The sequence below is a fragment of the Reticulibacter mediterranei genome, from assembly GCF_016587455.1.
Map to the genome: position 1 here is coordinate 990,575 of NZ_BNJK01000002.1, position 18,593 is coordinate 1,009,167.

At 48.5% G+C, this 18,593-nt stretch carries 14 protein-coding genes; 5 read left to right on the forward strand and 9 right to left on the reverse strand.

Going from position 1 to position 18,593, the window contains the following annotated elements:
* Positions 1-106: 106 nt before the first annotated feature.
* Positions 107-511 carry a hypothetical protein gene (locus K3T83_RS42730; protein ID WP_220209254.1) on the reverse strand — a complete coding sequence of 135 codons (405 nt, stop codon included), beginning with the start codon at positions 509-511 and terminating at the stop codon, positions 107-109.
* Positions 508-1,959 (reverse strand): cellulase family glycosylhydrolase, encoded by a 1,452-nt coding sequence (locus K3T83_RS42735; RefSeq protein WP_220209255.1) that lies wholly within the window; start codon positions 1,957-1,959, stop codon positions 508-510. Before K3T83_RS42735 ends, K3T83_RS42730 begins: the two co-directional genes overlap by 4 nt.
* A gap of 106 nt (positions 1,960-2,065) precedes the next feature.
* Here K3T83_RS42735 and K3T83_RS58195 point away from each other — a divergent pair.
* Positions 2,066-2,924 (forward strand): IS5 family transposase gene (locus tag K3T83_RS58195; protein ID WP_373324672.1). Its coding sequence is split into 2 segments (ribosomal slippage): positions 2,066-2,446 and positions 2,448-2,924, totalling 858 coding nucleotides; the frame shifts between segments, so codons are not numbered across the junction.
* A gap of 29 nt (positions 2,925-2,953) precedes the next feature.
* Here the strand turns inward: K3T83_RS58195 and K3T83_RS42745 are convergent.
* Positions 2,954-4,465, reverse strand: a complete 1,512-nt coding sequence (locus tag K3T83_RS42745; RefSeq protein WP_220209256.1) for a lipopolysaccharide biosynthesis protein — start codon at positions 4,463-4,465, stop codon at positions 2,954-2,956.
* A 638-nt stretch (positions 4,466-5,103) separates the two neighbouring features.
* Here K3T83_RS42745 and K3T83_RS42750 point away from each other — a divergent pair.
* The 3 genes from K3T83_RS42750 (at position 5,104) to K3T83_RS42760 (ending at position 7,965) form a co-directional block, all read left to right on the forward strand.
* Entirely contained in the window at positions 5,104-5,979 is an 876-nt protein-coding gene (locus K3T83_RS42750) for an alpha/beta fold hydrolase (RefSeq protein WP_220209257.1), read from the forward strand.
* Between the two features lie 216 nt (positions 5,980-6,195).
* A complete protein-coding gene (locus tag K3T83_RS42755; RefSeq protein WP_220209258.1) occupies positions 6,196-7,380 on the forward strand; it encodes an IS256 family transposase in 1,185 nt (394 codons plus the stop codon).
* Between the two features lie 414 nt (positions 7,381-7,794).
* Entirely contained in the window at positions 7,795-7,965 is a 171-nt protein-coding gene (locus K3T83_RS42760) for a hypothetical protein (protein WP_220209259.1), read from the forward strand.
* 420 nt (positions 7,966-8,385) lie between these two features.
* On the opposite strand, the gene K3T83_RS42765 is transcribed toward K3T83_RS42760, so the two are convergent.
* From K3T83_RS42765 to K3T83_RS42785, 6 genes are all read right to left on the reverse strand, one after another.
* Positions 8,386-11,610, reverse strand: a complete 3,225-nt coding sequence (locus K3T83_RS42765; protein WP_220209260.1) for an NACHT domain-containing protein — start codon at positions 11,608-11,610, stop codon at positions 8,386-8,388.
* A 234-nt stretch (positions 11,611-11,844) separates the two neighbouring features.
* Entirely contained in the window at positions 11,845-13,113 is a 1,269-nt protein-coding gene (locus K3T83_RS42770) for a toll/interleukin-1 receptor domain-containing protein (protein WP_220209261.1), read from the reverse strand.
* Positions 13,114-13,708: 595 nt separating this feature from the next.
* A complete protein-coding gene (locus tag K3T83_RS42775; protein WP_220209262.1) occupies positions 13,709-13,882 on the reverse strand; it encodes a hypothetical protein in 174 nt (57 codons plus the stop codon).
* A gap of 631 nt (positions 13,883-14,513) precedes the next feature.
* The gene (locus tag K3T83_RS57450; RefSeq protein WP_268963564.1) at positions 14,514-14,639 is read right to left on the reverse strand and encodes a hypothetical protein; all 126 of its coding nucleotides are present in this window, start codon (positions 14,637-14,639) and stop codon (positions 14,514-14,516) included.
* 30 nt (positions 14,640-14,669) lie between these two features.
* The gene (locus K3T83_RS42780) at positions 14,670-17,393 is read right to left on the reverse strand and encodes a tetratricopeptide repeat protein (protein WP_220209263.1); all 2,724 of its coding nucleotides are present in this window, start codon (positions 17,391-17,393) and stop codon (positions 14,670-14,672) included.
* Complete coding sequence (locus K3T83_RS42785) at positions 17,326-17,751, reverse strand: helix-turn-helix transcriptional regulator (RefSeq protein ID WP_220209264.1); 426 nt, start codon at positions 17,749-17,751, stop codon at positions 17,326-17,328. Before K3T83_RS42785 ends, K3T83_RS42780 begins: the two co-directional genes overlap by 68 nt.
* Before the next feature lie 477 nt (positions 17,752-18,228).
* On the opposite strand from K3T83_RS42785, the gene K3T83_RS42790 reads away from it, so the two are divergent.
* Positions 18,229-18,450: a helix-turn-helix domain-containing protein gene (locus tag K3T83_RS42790; RefSeq protein WP_236065197.1), complete on the forward strand. Its 222-nt coding sequence runs from the start codon at positions 18,229-18,231 to the stop codon at positions 18,448-18,450.
* Positions 18,451-18,593 lie beyond the last annotated feature (143 nt).

An 18,593-nucleotide genomic window follows, 5' to 3' on the forward strand; every position in this document is an offset into this window, starting at 1 on the left:
TTGCGTTTCGTGAACATCTTTCTAAAGAGCTCACTTGCATCTCACTCAGCGTCTCATCTGAAAGGATCACTTTGCGGCATCTCTGTCATAGAATGTCTCTCCTCACTCATGTTTGTCCAGGGTGAGGCCACACATCAACGGGTATTTGCTGTCGCTGCTCGAACCGTCTCTCTGCCTGCTCCGCCCGCAATTGCCATTCTAGCACATGGTCGTTGAGGTTGAGCCAACGCTCGTTCAACTGGGCGTACTGCCGTTCCAGCAAGAGAAGTTGGTCAACCAGTTCTTCTCGGTTCAGTTTCATGTAACGTTGCCAGACATGAGCTTGATCGCGGTCTGTTTTGATTGTTGGCTCTGTGCCAGAGCGCTTCTTTCCTGCGAACCGTTTGGCTAGTTTGACTTGCGTCCAATAGCGTTTGTAGTAGGCAGAGACTTCCGTATGTTCCAGGATGGTCGTGTGGGCCACCTCTGTTCCTGCTGGATCGAGTTGCTTGGAGGTTGCCACACTCATCATGGTGGAGTCGTCACGAGAATGGTGACTGTATAGGCTGGGATTTTCTCGATGAGGCAGGATATGCAATTGTTTGTTGGGAGGATGCGCAGCGTCACCCGCCCCTGATGGGCAGACCAGTAGAGGGCGATGTATGTGTCTGAGGATGGATCATAGTGGAGTGGATCGATGGGCTGCACAATACCAGGTGTACTCTCTGCAAGAGTGTAGTTGGTGCCACTCTCCAATCGAAGTTTCAGGCCGAGCCGACTATATCTCTGAACTTGTTTTGTCTTGCTCTTATCATCGTTCTCCAGGAGTGTGTTTTGAATCATCGAAACCTGTTGAAGTGTGGGTTCCTTTGTTCCTAGAGCGTAGGCTTGCAAAACAGAAGCAGCAGGGAAGCGATAATCGCCACGATTTTTGATGATAGCCCAGGCATCGTGGTACTGTGTACGGCTGAAGAAATCAAAGGCAAGTGCTCCGATGATTTGGGAGTTGTGCATGTCCTGGAGCGCCTGGTACACCCCTTGATAGATGGCAGCCTGAAGTTGAGGACTTCCAATCGTGTTCTGATCACTTACAGCCTCCCCGTTGGCCTCGCCAAATTCTTCCAGCAGGAGCGGTTTTTTCGTCTGTAAGCCATGCTCCACCTGCGAGAAAAACAGTTTTGTTTTGACTGTTGCACCAAGCGTGACTCCAAAGGGACTGCTAGTGAGTCCATATAGGTGAAGAGAGTAAAAATCAACGATAGGGTCAAGTTTACGACCAGCGGCCCCATCTGACCAGTTGAAGGTCGTTGGATCATATGGATCAGTTGTTGGCGTTGGACCCGCCCACCATCCAACCGTTTGTTTCAAGTGAGGATATGCGTTCTGAATGAGGTGATGGGCCTGCTCAAGCAACGCAATATTGGCATCTGTAAGCAGTGGCTCGTTCTTGATATCGACGGCATAGACGTTCGGATGAGCGAAAACACCGCTTTTGATATACGCACGAACGAGCTGTAAGTATACAGGTTGCATTGCAAAGGTGTAATGCTCAGGATTGTGGCTGGCTGTTTCGATGAGAATAATCGCTTTGATGCCTTTGCGCTGCATCTTGCCCAGTACCTGGCCCCATTGTGCTTTGGTATACAACGAGTCCTCGTCATTGTCGATACTGCGTGCCCCGTTGGTGAGGCGCACGAGGGTAATGCCGAGGGTTGCTGCAATATCAATGAGATCTTGACCCTGACTGTTGACAACATAGTGCTGCGAAGTCGGGAGTACCTGACTCATATCGATATTTTCTCCGTAGAAAAACGAGGTGCGAGAGCCTGGAGCCGAGAGGAAGGGAAGCAGAGAAAGCGACAGGAGGTTCTCTCCTTCGGGAAAGAGGAGATGAGCAAGGAGACTGCCTAGAAGACAGATGCTGCTCATCCAGAGGAACGTCCGACAGCCTTTTTTAGGGGAAGATGTCTTTTTTCTCACATGAAGTCTCTTTTCTGGAGTATGTTTGAGAGTGTGTCGGAACTAAGAAGCTACCGATAAAGAAAAAGAAAGGAGGCTGTCAAGCGAACAGAAAGGATCGGCGGAAATGACCAATCAGTTTACCAGACAACGATACCCTTCAGATATCACCGATGCCCAATGGGAACTGCTTGCTCCCTACATCCCAGAACCAGGAAGCTATTCCCCGCGTTTGCCGATCTCGCGACGCGAAATTGTGAACGGCATCTTGTATGTGTTGCGAACTGGATGCTCGTGGAGGCAAATGCCACATGATTTGCCCAACGGAAAAACGGTGTATCATTATTTCCGCCTCTGGAAACTAGACGGCACCTGGGAAAAGGCGATGACCTCTTTACGCAAGCGGCTACGCACCCACCTGGGACGCGAGGAGGAACCAAGTGCGGCCATCATCGATAGTCAATCGATCAAAACCAGTCCCGTGCGAGGCAACGAACGCGGCTTCGACGGCGGGAAAAAAAATCTACGGTCGCAAACGACACCTTTTGGTTGATACGCTTGGGCTGCTCCTAGCTGTCAAAGTGCATTCAGCTGGCTTGGTTGATCGTCGTGGAGCTCCTTTGCTCCTTCAAGATCTCGCTGGTCGTTTCCCACGTCTGCGGCATCTGTTCGCCGACAGTGGGTATACAGGCCCACTCCTCGCCTGGATCAAGACGCATCTGGGCTGGAACACCGAGATTGTCCCCAAACCGGAGCAATGGGTTCTCATCAATGGTGAACTGGCCCGCTTGCCTGGTCCTCAAGGCGGCTTTCAGGTGCAACGCCAACGATGGAAAGTGGAGCGCACCTTTGGCTGGCTGATCCGTTACCGACGATTAGCTCGCGATTATGAGGGATTGCCTTCCAGCAGTGAAGCTTTCATCCAGATCGCTTCTCTCCGACTCTTTCTGACTCGTTTGGCTCCTTTCCGTTCCTTTACACCCTAGTTCCGACACACACTGAGATAGAGCATCGTTTAGGCGCGCCTCCGTCCTCTATGCGTGGATGAGGGACGAAGGACGAAGCCGAGCGCAAAGACTCCTGCAAGAGCCTGACCAATCATCCACCCCCATCCCACCCCGATGAGTTTGCCAGAAATGAAGAGAGAGGCAAGTGCAAGGGTTAACAGTGCCGCAACGGTATTGGTCAACACCAGCAGTTTGATGCGATGGGTAATATTCATCACTGCATTGGCAACGAGCAGAAGTGCGGTGAAGAGAGTAGAGAGGCTATAGAGTTGCAAAAATGGGAGAGCCTCGCTCGCGTAGCTTTTGCCAAAAAACTGCAATAAGAAGTTGCCAAAGAACACGATGACTGCTGTTGCTGGAACCAGGAGAACGAAGATCGTAATCAGGGCTTTTTTCGTATGCTTGGGCAGATCCACCTCATTATAAGCGCCTTCCGTCAATAACGACTGGGCGGTGGCGAGTGGAATGATGAGCAGGATATTTTGCAGCATAGAAGCAATATAGAAGTAGGCGGCATAGCTTGACGATAACCCATTTAAAAGGATGATGGGAAGAACCAATGAAGGCATGTTCAACATAAAGCCATTGATGTAATTGGCAAAAGAATACGCCAGCGTTTCTTTCAGAAAGGCGATATTTATCATAAAAGCTGGTTTGATGCGGAATTTGAGCAATAAAAAGAGAAGCGCGACCAAGACCCCAAGAGAGAGTGCTGAGGCAGTCGAGGCAAAGATGCCATAGCTGCCAAGAGCCAGAAAGGTAAAGGGAAGCACCAGCTTGAGGAGACTGATGAGCGCGTTTTTGAGCAGAATGATCTCCGCCGCTCGAAACGCCATCGCGACACTTTCTACAAGGGTATTCCAGGAACAAAAAATGATAAAGAGGAGGAATGAGAAGATATAGAGAGGGTGAGAGCGTAAGAAGACGAGCTGAGGAGAGAAGATATGTACACCGAGCAAAAAACAGGTGGAAGCGAGGATAGAGGCAGCAGTCACAAGCGCAAAGGAGGAATGAATACGTTCATGTTGATAAGGAGCTTTGGGAAGGTAGCGGTTTAAACTGGAGTTGAGTCCCAGTATCGTTACATTTCCGAGGAGTGTCATGATAGAGATCAAGGTCGTGGCAATCCCAACATATTCCGGTTGATAGAGACGAGCGATAATGATCCAGAAGACGAAGCCAAGTCCACCCAACAGAAAGGTGCTTGCCATGTTAAAGAGCGAGTTTCTGTAAAGCGGATCGGTTCTCATGTGCCACCAGAGCGCGTGGAAGCCTTTGCGGAGTGCCAGTTGTTCTTGAGTGCCTTCCACCACTTCGGGTACAGGTATTGTTTCGGGATCGAGAGGAAGCGCAGAAACGTGGTTGACCACACAGAGCATGGCAGTGGTAATCTCGCTGAGCGGCAAGCGTTCCAGGCGCGTTTTTCGTAAGGGGCGCGGTGGGAGCAGTTCTGTAGGAGGCATCATATCGAGAGAGGAATGAAGCCTCTCTCCTTGTACGTGATTTCTGTCTATGTGCATATGACTATGTTTATTCATAGAGATACTTACTCGCTGTCAATGAGTTGCATTTCTTTTTTTGACGGATCATATCTAGATATGTACGGAGGCATATCATCTCTTTGAGATCACTCGATTCCTCCCTGGAGTGGAACGGAAGATGGCTCTCAGAAGAAGGACTCTGCCCCGTCATAATAGGAGTGAATGGAACGCCAGGCGGCGGAGCGCTTCTCTACATTCATTGTATTTATTGATCCAAATGCAACAACAGAATTTATTTTGCTTCGCTGTATCAGAGAACCGTTCAAAATTGGTGTGTGGAGCAGATTTATGTGGAATCCTTCGTGGGTTTTTGTATGTCACACATGCAATACGTGGCAATGAGGGGGAAGCAATAACGAAAGGATGGACCACAGTGGAGTTCTTGTTGGCCTGAAAGTAGTGGTGCATCTCTCCTCCTCAGTATAATGATGTATCCAAACAAATACATGTTGGGGACGACAGGGCTCAATGTGTTTTTTCTCAGGATCTCTTGGGTCAAGGTCTTGTAAACTGAAACGAGATGGTGCATCTTGCTAAAACGCACGACAGTTCGCTATACTCATGAGAAATGTGAATGTTTTCATGGTGAGTCTAGCATGCGAGGAGGTTGGAACGCGATGTCTCTTCACCCTGTCGATGGCTCTACATCTGGCAATGGACTTCAACTGCACTATCGTCGTTGGTCTGCCCCTTCTCCCGATCCACATCTCCCTCCGATTCTCTTGTTGCACGGCTTGGCTTCGGCGGCCTCGATCTGGAATCTTGTCGCCCCGTTGTTAGCAGAGCAGGGGTATCATGTGATTGCTCTTGATCAGCGAGGGCATGGCGAAAGTGACAAACCGGAAACGGGCTATGACTTTGCCAGCATCATCTTCGATGATCACATTGCCATGAAAACGCTTGACCTTGAGCGACCCATTCTGGTTGGACATTCCTGGGGAGCGGCAGTCGCCTTGCACTATGCCGCCGTCCATACTGAGAACGTGACGGCTCTGGTGCTAGTGGATGGAGCCACCAATCAACTCTCTCTCCGTCCCAACTGGTCACGGGATCAAGCGATCCAAGCGCTGGCCCCACCACGTTTTGCTGGGATGCCACGAGAGACCTTCCTCTCTTTTTATCGTCGTGGTCCTCTGGCAGAGCAATGGACGGCTGAACTTGAGGAGAGTATCTTGCAGATCGTCCACCTGCGTGAAGACGATACCGTCGCACCACGTCTGGACTTTGAGCATCATCTGCAAATTATTGGAGCCATGTGGGATCAACCCCTTTTCGATCTCTACCGCCAGGTGCGTTGTCCCCTGAAGCTGATTGTCGCAGAGCAGCAGCCTACCAACGACACACAGGCCACATTGGTGCAGATACGTCGTCAGGGGATCGAGCAGATTCACGCGCTTCGGCCAGATATCCATATCGTGTGGATGCCTGATACCATCCACGATATTCCTTTCCATCGTCCTGCTCACCTTGCCCAGGAGATCCTCTCGCCATAAGCTCTTTCGCTCTACCTGCTGGGGATTTGCCTGCTGGCTCAAGGAAATCCAGAACGGAGGTGAGCTTGCACGATTGTCGTGGAGTCGAGCAGTCTCAGACGCCGTGCCGAGTTCTGTGTAATGGAAAACCTTCCCAAATCGCATAATTGAAGACAATAATACAGGCATAGATATCCCTTTAAAACAAATCCTTCATTTCTTGAAAAGGAGAAAGCTATGCCTGTTGACAAGAACAAGCGTACCACATCGGACGCAGACCTCTCAAGATCGAAATCAGAGACGCCATCACTGCCAGATCAACACACCTTCCATGAGCATTTACGTGCTCTCATACGCAATGCCGTGCGTGTGGTCATCGAAGAGGTGATGCGCGAGGAGCTGGAGCAATTCCTGGGGGCCGCCTGGGGAGAGAGTACATCTGAGCGGAAAGGGTATCGCAATGGCACCTACACGCGAGATCTGGCGACTTCCTCGGGTCCGATTGAAGACCTTCAGGTCCCCAGAGACCGTGACGGAGACTTTCACACGCAGGTCTTTGATCGCTACAGTCGCTATGAACCTCATATCGCAGAGGGTTTGACCCAGATGTTTGTGGCTGGAGTGAGCACGCAAAAGGTGGGCGAGGTTGCAGAAACGCTCACAGGAGTGACACCCAGCGCCAGCGCCGTGAGCCGCCTCAATCACACGTTGACGCAACAATTTGAAGCCTGGCGTGAGCGACCACTTCAAGCACACTGGCGCATCTTGTATCTCGATGGAGTCTACTTCACAGCACGTCACGGAGATCAAACCGATTCAACCGTTCTGTTGACTGCCCTTGGCGTGGATCTGGATGGAAACAAAGAAGTGCTGGCTCTGCGTGCCTGTGCCAAGGAAAGTAAGGATGGTTGGAGTTGCCTGCTCCAAGATGTACGCCAGCGGGGAGCCACGCAGATCGATCTGATAGTCACCGATGGACACGAAGGCATCCTTTCTGCCGTCACAGCACTCTTTGCGGCAACGCCTCGACAACGCTGCGTCGTGCATAAACAGAGGAATGTCATGAATGCGATCCCTCATCGTGAGCGCAAAGAGGTGAGTACAGAACTCTCAGGCATTTTCAAACAAGAAAAGAAAGAAGACGCCGTGCTCAATTTGGCCGCGTTCAAAGCGAAATATCAGAAACGGTATCCTGAAGCCATACGCAGCCTCTGTGAAGACGAAGCGCATCTTCTGACATATTACGACTTTCCGCTGGTAATGCACCGTTATATCCGCACAACGAACGCCATTGAAAGCTTTTTCAGCAATGTACGGCAGCGAACAGATCAGATTGACACATTTACGACAGAAACATCCTGTCTCACGATTGTGTGGGCGACGATGCAAGATATTCATTTGCCACGGATTCCCGTCAGCTAAACGCTGATGAGGGCTTGAATGATTGAAGGAACCAACCAGTCTTTCAGAGTTGGTGAACACGAATATCTTTCTTTTTTGTGATCTTGTGTACAATCCCTTCGTTTCTGCACTCGATCTCAGCTTTTTCTCTCTCTTTACTTTCTTGCTTCACCATTTCAAGATACTTCTACAATGACATTTTCCCATTCCACATAATACGGCATGGTGTCATCAACGAAGTACAACTAACTCGTCCTCAAATCGCTCATGACGTGGTTGAGACGATGAAGGAGCAGGGGGAGCCCCTAGCGGGAGCAAGGGGGGCGTGGGTCTAGCGCTCCCTCGCTACGTCTTCCTTGATTTCTTCGTGACAGACGAAGGTGCCGCTATCTCTCACATATTCTCACTGACATGGGGACAAGAGGAGAAAGTGAGATGAGAGTGTTTCCTCGCACGGTTCGTGGCCCTCCTCTCCCGCTCTTGCCACGCCTCTTCCTTCTTGCCTCCGATTTCAAGACATTTACAACACAATACACCCTACTATTTTCTCGTTCGCAGTGGCAACGGCTGGAGGATCAACCGCGTGATCTGATGGTGGGCCAGTAGACCTGCATTGAGGAGAGCTAAGAGCAGGAGGCCATACTGGAAGTTCACCATCATCCTTCTCATCTCATATGACCTATCAACGTGATTGCGAAAAGTGGATAACTCTGCCTATACCCTTGTTGTGACGCGAGGTGGGAGAAAAGCTTGCCGGTGAGACAAGCGATCTCATTGAGAGTGGGTACATCAACTCGCCGTGACCCAGATAGGATGCCTCCGGTCTTTATTTCCTCCTGGTGCATGATCCTTCGATCCCTGTACACCCGTGCAATTTACGTTTTCTTGGGCAAGGCCAGAAGGGAAGTCAGAGGATCAAACCGCGATTCTTGCACGCTCGTTTTCCCTCTTCTAACGGAGAGTTAATACTTGACATACTGTCATTTATAGGGATTATATTGAACCCTGGCTTCAGAATGTTTTCTTTCAGTTTTCTCCCACGACCAGAATTCCTTCGCATGGCTTCAAAAGATGTTGAACTCTTCCTTCTATTAACGCAAAAGCTATATAGATGTCGAGATAACTATCGATTGCTCGTTGAACTTCCTCACTGTCTCTCCACTCACTTTTAAAAAGGGAGTTCTTCAAGAAATTGGACCCAATGCTTCGTTCTGTGGATGAGAGGTTGGTTGGCACATTTTGGCTCCATCCACTCTCATGTAGAAGCGGGGAAAATTCCGTTAAAGCAGGCGTTAAGGGCGCACTTGGCTTGCCAATCCACTTCATCAAGGATATAAAATATTGCTTTGAACTCTTCTTTCTTTCTGACCAATAAAGGAGATATGTAGCTAACATCTGAGCAAGGAGTCGAACGTACCAGCGGAGAAATGCTAACTCTTCGTTCTCTGGGGAGTATTTCTTTGATGAGAAACGCTTTGCATCAAAAGCATAATTGCGAATACTCTCAAGGGTTAGGAAAAGTTCCTGATCAAAGATATCTAATGATGTATGATGAAATGTACGAATAAAATTGTGATCAAGGTTAAAGAGACCATCCCAATTGATGTAAAGAACATCTTTCCACTTACGACCAAGTGTACGATCAATCGCACGTGCCAAAGTACTGTTTATAACTTCAAGGCGATGACGCGCCTGAGAGCGCTCACGAGCCTGCTTAAGTCCTATATCGCGATCTAAACCTAAAGTACTCGCAAGGTCTGCGTCAGAGATAGTAGCAAGAATTTGATCATTTTTCATCACGTGAGCAAGGCTGCTTGCAAAATCGAAGGTGCGGTCGAAATTAAAAGTCTGCTTGAGACGGGAAGGAGGAGTATGATAGGAGGCATACTTAAGAGCAGAGATAAAGTTGGCGGTTAGGTTCCCTGTAAAAGTAATCCCATAATTACTCTCCTGCATTCTGCGTTCAATAATAGTAATATGCACCTTATTTTGTAAATATTTATCGTCTTTTTTGTTAATATTGCTTTCATCATTTAGCACCGTTTCCAGAGCATCCTTAACATAAACATAAATATCATTTTTTCTAATGGTTTCCAACATATGATAACTATTTTCCGACAAAAGAAATGAATCGTTTCCTTTTATCCAATATCCATTATTTATATTAATTTTATCATTTTCTTTAATTGTTGGTAATCGATAAGTTCGACCATCTAAAGTTCGTTTAGTTAACCATTCACAAAATGCTAGGGCATCAGTTGGTCGTACACCTAAAATAGGTTTTTTCCCATCGCCTTGAAGAAAATGATCAATAGTCCAGTGATCAGGTTGGAAGGAAGTCCCTTGTATTTTTTGCGCATCGATAAATAGCTGATATTCAGCACAACTTATTAAAGAATTATCCATAAAAAGCGCATCATCAATTTTAATCATTTTTTGCAAACGCTGACTTAACATCGCTTCTGTCACTATTTTACGGCGCTCTGGATCTATATCATCAAATCCTTGCTTCAAGAGATTTTCAAATTGTAATCTGATATCAGGATCTACTTTAAGTGCTTCTTCATGACATCCAATAGCGAGGATAAGAGAAGCTAAAGAAGTCTGACTTTTCGCCAAGCATGTTACAAGCACTGTTGAAGCATCAGCCAGAGCACAATACAATCGAATCGTTTCATGCCACCAACCGCTTTCAATCTCGTCTAGAAGTGTTTTCTCTAATTGGTGTTCTTTGATATGCACTGCAGCGAGGTATTCTTGAAATGTTTTATGTGCAAAACTATAGAGATCGGGATCACGCTCTATAAATATGCCACTCGTCTCCTGGACCATTTGCAAGAACACTTTTGGTTCCCATCTCGTCGTGCTTACTTGTTGAAGAGGGGAAGCAATAATGTTACATGCTTCGGAAACAGGGATGGCTTGTTTTCCCTGTCTCATCATATAATAGGCAAGTGGCTGAAGGACTTGCTGTTTTTGAGCAGGACTCAGTTCCTGAGCGACACCAATAGCTTCTCTACGTTTTCCTAAAAAGACTTCGCAGATTTCACCATAAAGTGCTACACGCTTGCCTGGTAGGGAGCCTCGGTAACGATGTACAGTGGTAATCATAGTAAGAAGTAGTGGATTGATAGCAAGAGCAAGGAGGGGAGGCGTTTGACGAAGCCGCTGCAGAAGATCTTCCGCTCCGCTGCGCGCTCTCATATGCACTCCAGGATCTTCTTTTCCCCAGCTCTTAAGTTCGTTAGCTAAATACCACCTTTGGATAAATCGCTCAATTTGCTTAAGAGTGAAGGGACGAGTTTCTAAAATAGTAACACCATCAATAGGGTTACCGCGATAGCCGTAAGGGCGCGAAGTAAGAATAAACCGATTGTTGCCATAAGCAAGTATTTGCTGCTGGACCCACTCTACCACTTGCTTCCGTACCTTTGTATCTGCAACTTCATCTAATCCATCAAGTAGAATCAAGCATTTCCCTCTTTTGAGATGAGAAAGAATCCATTGCTCAGGTATTACTTGTTGCCATTTCCTACGAATATGATTTTGCATTGCTTCGACTAATGAATAATCAGGCTTGTCTTTAATCATTTCGGCATGTTCACGTAAATAAAGAAAAATCGGAAGTTTGTGTATTCGTTGGTTCTGCTTTCCTTTCTCTTGGGCTAGTTGTAACGCTATATGTTTGAGCAAAGTTGTTTTTCCACTACCTGGTGGCCCAACAATCACAAAGTGTTGTTTCATAAGTGAGGAAGATGTAAGGTAATGCCAAATATCTTGATCGTGCTTAGAATGGAGTTGTCCGGCGACCTTAAGCAAATCCTCTGAAGCTTGATGCGCTGGTGTTGGTTCAATAACTAACTCAACGAACACATGCTCAAGTTCAAGATCATGTGCGGCTCGTGTACTTAGCCCTTTGACATCAAAGACTTGATGCTCATAAATGATGTACTGGCGATAGTGCCTTTTATAATGAGAGAAGATTACTTGTGCTTGCCATTGAATATTTTTAACCACCCAATCCACTAATGGATTTTTGAGTTTCTGCCATACTTCACCGAAAAAGCCAGATAATAGTAGACTGAACTCATACACAAGCGTTATAATTATAGCTAACCAAATATGACTCGTCACAGTTTGTGCAAAGGTCCAGCCTGCTCCTAGAGGAACACCCACAGCAATAAGGAAACGAAATAAGGTTAAAATCATACGATTAAAGAAAGACGAATTATTTGGTGAGCCTCTACTCATAGCTACTCCTCAACTTCTTTCTTAAATCTTCGCAAGCGCTGTAGGATTTCAAAACGCACGATAATAGCTTCTATATGATAGGACGATGGTGAAGTGAATTTTTATAATACGGCCAACTTGCCGAGGTGGGCCTATCAGTGTTTTTCGTCAAAAGACATTGACAGACCAGTTGGAGAACGTTTTCCGTCTTTCCCTCTTATTCATCAACCAATATTAGAACAACCATAACTGACATCACCACTCAGAGGCGCTCTGACGTATTGTTTTGACAGCATGGTGAATGTGTTCGGCAATATCATGCATTGCTTTCTCTCGATCGGCTCGGTCACTGATGGGTTCTCGATCAGAGGGCAGTGGCTCAAGCTTACCAATGGGAGTGTCTTGCCAGCCAGCAGAATACCGCATGAGAATAGGAATAACACGAGCTTTTCCTATGTCGCTTCTCTTGATTGCTAGTTCCATTTCTTTGTAGCATTCGTTAGACGCAAAAAAGTCTGGGCTTAATAATAGTAATATGAGATGCGCTTGATTTATATAAGTGGAGGCCCCTTGCTCCCGCTCCGTACCTGGTACAATGTGGTGTCTATCCCAGAGATAAACATCTGTTTGTCGCTTCAGCATACTGAGTTGTTTCTCTAGATCATTGAGAAGTGCCTCATCTTCTGGTGTGAAAGCAGAAGAGAGATATATATAAACAAAATGTTTTGTCTTTCCAGATACATTGATCAGATGCTGTTCAGATTCGTGTTTGGTAACCATTTCTTGTTGATATGAGGCGGCATCTTTTTGATCTTGGCGAATATTAGTTGCCTGTTCGCTTAAAAGACTCATTTGCGCTGGCAATTCATCCTTATCTGAAAACGTATCCTCCAGGTTAACCGTTAAGCCTTCGCCTAATGCAAATAGCTTCTGCTTGATTTCTTCTCCTACTTCATTTTGTAGTCCCCAGAGATGACTTTTCTGCTTGTGTACACTAAGACTTTCCTCGTTCTCCACAGAGTAACCTGAAAGCTCCTTTTCTAAAAGCTCCTTTCTCAAAGCAGTTCTTTCGATCATATTCTTTGTAAATACAAGCTCCCGCATTTTTTCATCCAGTTCCAAAAGATTTTGGAACAGTTTCACAAATTGTTCTTCAGTTAATTGGGTTGTCTCAATTTCAAAACCATGGAATTTAACTTTGATCCGGCGTCCATTCACCTTCTTGGTCCATGAGCTAAGAACCTTATAAAGTGCGACAGCTGCACCAGACAATAAACCGGAGCTACCTATCCAGATAAGGATTTCCGCAATAGTCGGCGGAGAATCCCCATCGGAATCTTCCTCTCTATTCCATCCATTAAAAACTGTTGTACGATAGAGATCCATCTCTAGTTCATCAAGCGAGCGATAGTATACCGTCAACCCACCGAGGTAGGCATTATCATTTTCGTCTCTGGTATCTATTTCCCCAGGGGAGGGCCAAAGCGCAATTATAGTCTCTATATCCTTATTAAATGAAAGCACTATCTTGTTCTCCCGCGATCTGAAAGCCGGAAAAAACTGGCTCAGATTATAAAAATCATTTTTATCTTGAAAAACGAACGGTTTCGAGACGCCTCAAGAAGAAGTCTCGCTGACCCCAGCCCGATATTGAGCTTCTCACGTACCGTTCCTTCCACCTCTTTTGTACCTATTCGGAACTATTTCTCAACTATAATACGATCTACCTGCATCATAATCTGTTTCACCAAGTAAATATCCTCTGGATAATACACAGTTATAGCAACATCCTCTTTCTCTATGAAATCATCGAAATAGATAAACACATAAGGATTCTGGCAAGAAGGGTTTGAACAGGTTCCGTTAGGCGTATTGTTTCGCTGGCTCAGTTTTCCCCATGCCAGGGAGATCATAGTTCACCCCACTACACAGATGCCGACAGGCATTGCACATCTTTATCGCAGCGAACCCGCTCAAACTTGAAATCCTGACTGCCCAGGGGATGTCCACTACTATAGAAGAACGCCATATCTTGCCCACTAAGTCTACAATTAAATCCAAGATTGTATCTTTGTGATCGCAATAGCAGTGGCCTGCCCTCCAAACAGTGAGTGGCAAATCATTCAAGGCCACATACTTCCCTTTGCAAGCCCTGAGCCATCACTTTTGCATCCTCCACTGCATAGTGCAAAGGTACTCGACCAGAAGCAGGCTGCCCATTGACATCAACAACTACAGCGAGCCGTTTCCCTCCTTGCTCCCCTTGTGACAATCCTGTCGCCTCATCTGTCATTGCTCAGGCATTCTCCTTCATTCCAGCACAGAATATTCCATCCCTCTTCTAAAGCTGCTTCCCTAAAGCACTCGGTTTCCAGCGAAACGCCCTTCCTCTCGATACTGTCTAGTATACTACATTTAGAAAGGATTCGCATATACTGCATACTATAGTCATAGACGAAGAGAGGTCGTATTTCCCAAATGGGAACGAGCAACTGTGGAGCATAGGGACGCAACGAGAGCATAGAGTTTCCTTCGCGGCAGTGGCTCTTCTCTTCCCGCACTTACTTACGTCTCTTCCTTCTTGCCCCCGATTTCAAGACATTTGCAACACAATACTCCGTTTTATTTTCTCGCTCGTAGTGGGAAAGGCTGGAGGCTCAACCTTGACGTGATGAGGCTGGGCTAGCAGATCCCCATCGATGGGAACGAAGGACAGGAGCCACATGAGGAGTCAAAGGTCGATCTGATCCCACTCTGATGCTCCATGTGGCTCCTGCCCTACAGCAGAGCAAGCGACATCGTAGCCCATGCAGGAGATCCACGAGATCTTGCCTTCCCTCAAGGAACTGCTCCCTCTGTAGCGGATCGAGGCATTGAAGGCGATCCTTTGGGTGAAGCACATTGTCTGTCTATGGTCACGCTTTCTACTGAGAAGTTCTTGCCAGCGCAAAACCCGTTTCCTCAAATAACGCCTGCATCTGCTCGATCTTTCTCCCTCTGGCGATGGCATCAGAGGGTGGCGTGCTTGCAGCAGCAGATACCACGCCCAATGCTGAGTGTCTATTTCCTCGTCCAAAGCGTTATGACGAAGGTTCTTCCTCCAGGGCGCCGTCCGGCTTCGTTTGAGCAAGCAGGCGGATGAGCGCTTCGGCATCTCCATTGGTATACAGATCAGCCAAGAGCGTCAAGTAATTCTGGAGAACCTGCTGGGCGTGAGGATGATCTCTGCCTAAAGACACATGGGAAATGATGACAGCCTGCCGCAAGAGCGGTTCTGCCTCGGTGTAGCGACCTTGACTCGCATAGAGGAGGGCCAAATTATTGAGGCTACGTGCTGTGTCAGGATGGGTGGCTCCCACCTGCTCTTCCCGAATAGCAAGTGCTCGCTGGTAGAGAGGTTCCGCCTCCTGATAACGGCCCTGATTCTTGTAGAGTGCTGCCAGATTGTTCAGGCTGCTCGCCGTATTGGGATGAGTAGCTCCCACCTGTTTCTCATAAATGGCAAGCGCTCGTAGCATGAGTGGTTCCGCCTCTGCGTAGCGGCCCTGGCTCACATAGAGTTCTGCCAAGTTGTTTAGGCCACGTGCTGCGTCAGGATGGGTGGCTCCCAACTGCTCTTCGCTAATAGCAAGCGCTCGTAGCATGAGTGGTTCTGACTCGGTGTAGCGGCCCTGGTGTACATAGAGTCCTGCTAGATTGTTCAGGCTACGTGCTGTGTCAGGGTGGGTGGCTCCCACCTGTTTCTCATAAATGGCAAGCGCTCGTAGCATGAGTGGTTCCGCCTCTGCGTAGCGGCCTTGGTGTACATAGAGTCCTGCTAGATTGTGCAAGCTGGTCGCTGTGTCGGGATGAGTGGCTCCCAATTGTTCCTCTCGGAGAGCGAGTGCTCTGCGATAGAGCGGTTCTGCCTCAGTGGAGCGACCTTGACTCTGATAGAGGAGCGCCAGATTGTTCAGGCTCATAGCTGTGTCGGGATGGGTAGCTCCCAACTGTTCCTCTCGGAGAGCGAGTACCCGTTGTAAGAGAGGCTCCGCCTCTGTATCACGTCCCTGGTCTCGATAGAGTTCTGCCAGATTGTTCAAACTTGTGGCTGTGAGAGGATGAGAGATGCCCAACTGCTCTTCATAGATAGCAAGCGCCCGTTGTAAGAGAGGTTCCGCCTCCTGGTAGCGCCCCTGACTCTGATAAAGAGCTGCTAGGTTGTTTAGGCTGATTGCTATCTTAGGGTGCATCACATCCAACAACTCTTCATAGATAGCGAGTACCCGTTGTAAGAGAGGTTCTGCCTCCCGATAGCGCCCCTGACTCTGATAGAGGAGCGCCAGATTGTTCAGGTTGTTTGCCGTGTCAGGATGGGTGACTCCTAACTGTTTCTCGGTGATAGCAAGCGCCCGTTGTAAGAGAGGTTCTGCCTCCTGGTAGCGCCCCTGGTCTCGATAGAGGATTGCCAGATTGTTCAGGCTGGCCGCTGTGAGAGGATGAGAGACGCCAAAGTGCTCCTCATAGATGGCAAATGTTCTGCGATAGAGCGGTTCCGCCTCCTGGTAGCGCCCCTGGTCTCGATAGAGGACTGCCAGATTGTTCAGGCTGGCCGCTGTGAGAGGATGAGAGACGCCAAAGTGCTCCTCTCGAATAGTGAGTACCCGCTGATAGAGCGGTTCGGTTTCCTGATACTGCCCGCGTTCGTATAAATAGCTACCTGTCTTATTGAGCAATCGCGTCCCCTCAAGTGGTAACTGTGTCAGAACATGCATCCATCTGACACAGATGAGAGCATGGGGAAGTAAAAGCTCACAGCGTGTCCAGGTGTCATGCTCTCCGCTGGGGAAGACGGCATCGACCACTAGCACCGCCCGCTGCATCCACTGCCCTCGCTCTTCTTCGGAAAGCACCTCTTGCATCACCGCTTGAACAAGTCGATGCAGCGACACCATCTGGTCTCTGCGTTCGATCAACGAGTAGCGATGAAGCAGACCGAGGGCTTCATCCATCTTCAGATCGTTTTCGGCTCCTTTCTGCTTAGAAAGAAGAACGCCGTCCTGCACCAGCGAGTCTGGGATCGTCTCTGGAGCGAGAAATGCGCAGAACTCAAGCGCTTTCCCAGCAAGCTGATTGCGGAGCTGAAGCTGCTCCCAGGCAATCCAGAAGGTCACGAGCACCGACTCAGGGTGATCGCTCTCACGGCGATGATTGGATTGTCTCTCTGCGTTGCGTCGATCCAGCAGGAGCGGTCGAAAGTGTTCATAGAGATCGAGGTAGTGCTGTAGGCTGCATCCCGTCTCCGCGATGTAGGCTCCAGCTTGATCGAGCGCGAGGGGAAGTCGATCCAGGAGGTGAGAGAGGTCTCTCGCAAGGAAAAAGTCGCCAGGGATGGCATCTATTACAGGCGCGTCACTTGCGATCCGTCCAGCCCGTCGCAAGAGGAAGAGGATAGCATCCTCCTCAGCAAATAAAGGCAGCGCTTCGCTCTGGGCCAGTGGTCCCACCTCGCGCCTTCGGGTGGTGAGAAGAACACTGCCAGCATGTTTGCTTGGCACAAAGGTGGAAAGGATCTCGTGTGGGTTCTCGACATTATCGAAAATGAGTAGCCATTTAGAATGCTGGTCCAACCAGTCTTTGATGGCACGAATCTGCTTGTCGGCTTCTTGCTGTTGTGGTAGCCCTAATGCCTGCGTTGCTACCTGGAGCCAGGCGGTGGTTGCTGTTTCCAGTGAGTCAGCGGTGATCCAGAGGACATTATAGTCCTGGGCATAGCGATGGGCGTATTCGATGGCAACCTGGGTCTTGCCGATGCCTCCTTCCACTGATGGATTGGGTTAAGGCGGTGGTCTTTGCTCCTGACACCAGCCTCTTGCGCAGTGTTTGAAGAATTTCCTCACGACCGAGGAAATAAGGATTGCGGGAAAAGGGAACATGCCAATAGTTAGTAGGGATCTGCTCAATGCCCGCCACTTGCAAAAACGCTTTGCGCTGCTCGGCAGAAAGCTCAAAGACATCAGCCAATTGGAGGACAACATCTCTTGGTGGAATAGTTCCTTGTTCCCACGAGTAAATCGTGTTGCGGTGAACGCCGCCTATCTTTTCCCCAAGTTCCTTCTGATTCCATCCACATTGCTTGCGATACGTCTTGACGAGTGCTCCGAAGTCTATTTTATCTACCAATTTTCGCCTCCTTGTTCCTTTGCACAGCACATGCACAGTGATTGCACACCCATCCACCTGTATTTAGCTGCATACTTCTCATGATGCTTATCGATCAGATCGTGGTGCGCACCACGATGGCCCTGCGGGTGAGAACAGTGAAGAACAACACTGCCAATGGAAAAGGGAACATGACTTCCCTTTTCTAAAACGCACGAAGAAGCGGAATTTGCACCAGAGCATACTGAGCGCACAATGCTCGGTTGCTGCATCGATATAAGCGTGTTCTGTGTGGAGCAAGTTCTCCGTTGGTTTTCCGATGCTTCTCCGGTTCTTCTCCTGGGGTTCCCACCGCGTCGGGAGCATACTAGTACCGTGTCCCGTTGATGGGACGAGACCCCACGCACGCAGGCGTGGAAGCACACCAGCGGCCAAGCTGGGCGAGAGCGTACGTATCGCCGTGCTTGTCCTCATCAAGAAAGCAGAGGATATTACCAGATGTACAATCAGACGGAACGACCCTGGTACGTGCGCATAAAACGAGAGCGGCTCTCGCTCGGTTGGTCGATAGAGGAGGCTGCTGAGCAGCTAGGTGTAGACGAGCGAACCTTACGTGATTGGGAAGCGGGACGGCATTTCCCCAGCTATGCAGGACGACGAGCGTTGCGTGACCTGTACGGAAAGACCCTAAAGGAGCTTGGGTTGGTTCCTTCAGGGTAGCTATAGACTTACTAACAACATGACTGCCTTACGTCCTGCTCTATAACGAAAAGGAGAGATGATGAGTCTGTATGAGTGGTTCTCTGTTGTGCTGGGGATTGCGTCCCTGGGACTAGCGATCCTCACGTTCCTTCAAGAGCGTC